3 protein-coding genes and 2 pseudogenes are annotated in these 4,036 nt (G+C 65.0%); 1 reads left to right on the top strand and 4 read right to left on the bottom strand.

The features are described from left to right. A pseudogene (locus WBF82_RS20970) lies at window positions 1–251 on the bottom strand (hypothetical protein); the annotation flags it as partial. 180 nt (window positions 252–431) lie between these two features. After that, window positions 432–1,592 carry an acyl-CoA dehydrogenase family protein gene (locus tag WBF82_RS20965; protein ID WP_424384853.1) on the bottom strand — a complete coding sequence of 387 codons (1,161 nt, stop codon included), beginning with the start codon at window positions 1,590–1,592 and terminating at the stop codon, window positions 432–434. Window positions 1,593–1,691: 99 nt separating this feature from the next. Between WBF82_RS20965 and WBF82_RS20960 the strand changes: the two genes are divergently transcribed. Further along, a complete protein-coding gene (locus WBF82_RS20960) occupies window positions 1,692–2,198 on the top strand; it encodes a hypothetical protein (RefSeq protein WP_424384852.1) in 507 nt (168 codons plus the stop codon). Between the two features lie 9 nt (window positions 2,199–2,207). Here the strand turns inward: WBF82_RS20960 and hflX are convergent, their stop codons facing one another. Both hflX and WBF82_RS20950 read right to left on the bottom strand, forming a co-directional pair. Then, a complete protein-coding gene (gene hflX / locus WBF82_RS20955) occupies window positions 2,208–3,623 on the bottom strand; it encodes a GTPase HflX (RefSeq protein WP_424384851.1) in 1,416 nt (471 codons plus the stop codon). Window positions 3,624–3,667: 44 nt separating this feature from the next. Then, window positions 3,668–4,036, bottom strand: a pseudogene (locus WBF82_RS20950) (diaminopimelate epimerase); the annotation flags it as partial.

Raw genomic sequence — 4,036 nt, 5'->3', positions numbered from 1 at the left:
ATCTTGCCGTGCGCAAAGTCCTGGGCGAATCCCGGTCCGGCGGCGTAGCACTCACCTTGTTTTGCGCCGAGATCTGAATGGTCCGCGCCGGCGGCCTTCCACGCTGCGGTGATCGCATCGTCGGCCTCGCCCAGCGGGGATGCCGCCGCGACGGGCGCCAACAAGGCCGCCCACACCATGACCGTCGCCAGTGCCACCAGACCAAGCAGCGCACGCCCGACGGTGCTTGATCGACCTTGTCGCCCTGCCATCACACCTCCCGGCGCCCGTGTCGACCACCCGGCGAGCAGGCACGACTGTGCTCTGCAGCACCGCGCGGGTGAAGTCATATCGAAGACCCTACGGAACCGATATGCCGACGAAGCCGAAATGCCGTCCACAAGCCTGCTGTGTCGCAATCCGCTCACGCGAGTTGTGTGATAACAACTCGGCTAGACGCCGAGGCTGCGACCGATGATTTCCTTCATGATTTCGGTGGTGCCGCCGTAGATCGTCTGCACCCGAGCATCGAGATAGGCTCGCGCAATTGGGTATTCGCGCATGTAGCCGTAGCCACCGTGCAACTGCAGGCAGCGATCGATCAGGTGCACCTGCTTTTCGGTGGAATACCACTTAGCCATCGCGGCCTGCTCGGCAGACAACTTCTCGTCGAGGTGCAGGCGGATGTACTCGTCGACCATGATCCGTACCGCAGTGGCTTCGGTCGCTAATTCGGCCAGCACAAATCGGCTGTTCTGGAAGCTTCCGATCGATCGGCCGAAAGCCTTGCGCTCCTTGGTGTATTGCAGGGTCTGCTCGAGCACTGTCTCCATTGCCGTCGCGGCCATGATGGCGATCGAAATACGTTCCTGCGGCAGGTTTTGCATCAGGTAGATGAAGCCCAAGCCTTCTTCGCCGAGCAGATTCTCCGCAGGGACTTTGACGTCGGTGAACGAGAGCTCAGCGGTGTCCTGGGCGTCCAAGCCGATCTTGTCCAGGTGCCGGCCCCGCTCGAAGCCCTCCATGCCACGCTCGACGGCCAGCAGCGAAAAGCCTTGCGCGCCTTTGTCGGGATCAGTCTGGGCCACCACGATCACCAAGTCGGAGTTGATGCCGTTGGTGATGAACGTCTTCGACCCGTTGAGCACGTAGTGGTCGCCCTGCTTGACCGCGCGGGTCTTGATGCCCTGCAAGTCGCTGCCGGTGCCCGGCTCGGTCATGGCGATCGCGGTGATCAGCTCGCCGGTGCAGAACTTGGGCAGCCAACGCTCCTTTTGCTCGTCGTTGGCTAAACGCAGCAGATAAGGCGCCACCACGTCGTTGTGCAGCCCGAAACCGATGCCGCTGTAACGGCCCGCGGTGGTCTCCTCGGTGATGATCGTGTTGTAGCGGAAGTCAGGATCGCCGCCGCCGCCGTACTGCTCGGGTACTGCCATACCCAGGAAGCCCTGTTTACCGGCCTCCAGCCACACCCCGCGGTCGACGATCTTCGCCTTCTCCCATTCGTCGTGGTAGGGGGCGACGTGGCGGTCCAAGAAGGCCCGGTAGGACTCGCGGAAAAGTTCATGCTCGGGTTCGAACAGCGTGCGCTGGTACTTGACGGCGCTACCCATTGATGACCTCCGGTGGGACGGGGACTGTACCGCCCAAGATATACCAACCAGGTGGTTGGTTGAATGGGCCGGGTGCCATTGCGGGCTTACAGTCACGACGTGGACGAGACGCTCTTGGTGCAGGAACGCGGACAACTGCTGGAGTTCTCCTACACCGACATGCTGTGCTACGCGGGGCCTTATTCGCCCGCCGGTGTGGCCAACGCCTTCAAAGTCATGCAGCGGGCATTCGCGGCGTTATCCCCGAATCACCCACCGAAGCGGAGATCGGTGGTCATCCGCACCGCCTTCGGTGGGCCGGGAGCACGCGACGGCTTTGAAGCCGTCACCCGCGCCGTCACCGACGGCCGCTACACGATTGACCCGGCCTTGGCACGACCGAATCGCGGGCGGCTGCTGCAGAGTTTTGTCTTCCAGATCTCGATCGCGGGCCGCGCGGCGACGTTGTTGCTGCGCCCGGGCTTCGTCACCGCCGAATTTATCGACCTCGCCGGCAAATCCGATCGCAGTCAGGCCGAGGAGGCGAATCTCGACCAACTCAAAGCAGAGCTGGCGGAGCATGTCCTGGCGGCGTCGGCCGAAGACGTCTACGACATTGCGGAGTGAGCGGCCCCGCTAGCTGGCCGAGAATTCGCGCAGGCTCGCGGCCAGCGCTATCGGCACCCGGGCTTTGATTCGGGTGCCGTCGCTGTTGTGCTCGGTCTGCTGCACCCGGCCGTCGGCATGCACGCGAGACACCAGATCACCGCGGTCATATGGGATGACGACGTCGATCGCGGTGTCGGTCGGGGCGGCCAACTCGGCCATCCGCCGGCGCAGGGCGTCGATGCCATCGCCGGTGTGCGCCGAGACGAACACCGCGCCGGGCAACGCACGGCGCAGCTTGGCCAGCCCCAATTCGCTGGCGGCATCGACCTTGTTGACCACCAGCAGCTCCGGCGCCGGATCACCGTGCTGATCGGCGACCACTTCGGAGATCACCTGACGCACCGCGCTGATCTGGGCCAGCGGGTTGACGTCGGAGCCGTCGACCACGTGCACGAGCAGGTCGGCGTCGACGACCTCTTCCAGCGTCGAGCGAAACGCCTCGACCAGCTGGGTGGGCAAATGACGCACGAAACCGACGGTGTCGCTGACCACGAACGGCCGTCCGTCGTCGAATTCGCCACGGCGAGTGGTGGGTTCCAGCGTCGCGAACAGTGCGTCCTGCACCAGCACACCGGCGCCGGTCAACGCGTTCAGCAAGCTCGACTTGCCAGCGTTGGTGTAGCCGACGATCGCAATCGACGGCAGGTCGCTATCCAGCCGGCGGCTGCGCTGCGTGTCGCGGACCTGCTTCATCGCTTTGATGTCGCGGCGCAGCTTCGACATTCGCTCGCGGATTCGGCGTCGATCGGTCTCGATCTTCGTCTCACCGGGTCCACGCAGACCCACCCCGCCGCCGCTGCCGCCGGCACGGCCGCCGGCCTGCCGCGACATCGACTCACCCCAACCGCGCAGCCGCGGCAGCATGTACTCCATCTGGGCCAGCGTCACCTGCGCCTTGCCTTCGCGGCTGGTGGCGTGCTGGGCGAAGATGTCGAGAATCAGCGCTGTCCGGTCAATGACTTTGACCTTCACCGCCTTCTCCAGCGCGGTCAGCTGCGCGGGGGACAGCTCGCCGTCACAGATGACAGTGTCGGCGCCAGTGGCCAGCACGACCTCGCGCAACTCCTGCGCCTTGCCCGAACCGATGTAGGTCGAGGCATCCGGCTTGCTGCGACGTTGGACCATGCCTTCGAGCACCTGCGAACCGGCGGTTTCGGCGAGCGCGGCCAGTTCGGCAAGGCTGCCCTCGGCGTCGGCAGCGCTGCCTTCGGTCCACACGCCGACCAGCACGACGCGCTCGAGGCGCAGCTGCCGGTACTCGACCTCGGAGATGTCGGCGAGTTCGGTGGATAGCCCGGCGACGCGGCGAAGCGCCGACCGGTCGTCGAGCGCGAGTTCACCCGTGCTGGGCGGCAATTGGTCAGGAAATTCTGGATATGTCATAGGCATTTAGATGGTGCACGCCGAAGCCGCGACATGCATCCGATTTAACACTGCGCTGCCTGCCACCATTCCTCGCTGAGTTCGCCTTGAGCCACCAGCACCGACGGCCCACGCAGGTAGCTGGTGGCATCGGTGACGGTGACGATGACGTTGCCGCCCGGAATCCGCACGGTGAGCGTGCCGTCGGCCGCACCGGCATACGACAGAGCGGCGACCGCGGCGGCGACGGTTCCCGTGCCGCACGAACGGGTTTCGCCCACCCCACGTTCGTGGACCCGCATGCTGACCGCGCCGTCGTCCGGCGCGGTCAGAACTTCGACGTTGACCCCGTCGGGGAACTGCGTGCTGTCGAATGTCACCGGCGCCGCGACGTCGAGTGCCGCCAGCGCTTCGAGGGTCAACTCCGGGTCGAC

This window comes from Mycobacterium sp., from assembly GCF_049673265.1.
GTDB lineage: Bacteria > Actinomycetota > Actinomycetes > Mycobacteriales > Mycobacteriaceae > Mycobacterium.
Note: the sequence above shows the minus strand (reverse complement) of the source record. Positions and strands in the feature narration are given on the sequence as shown.

Excerpts from the sequence above, each read along its gene's own strand:
- hflX (WP_424384851.1), bottom strand. The coding sequence starts at position 3,623 with ATGACATATCCAGAATTTCCTGACCAATTGCCGCCCAGCACGGGTGAA.
- WBF82_RS20965 (WP_424384853.1), bottom strand. The coding sequence starts at position 1,592 with ATGGGTAGCGCCGTCAAGTACCAGCGCACGCTGTTCGAACCCGAGCAT.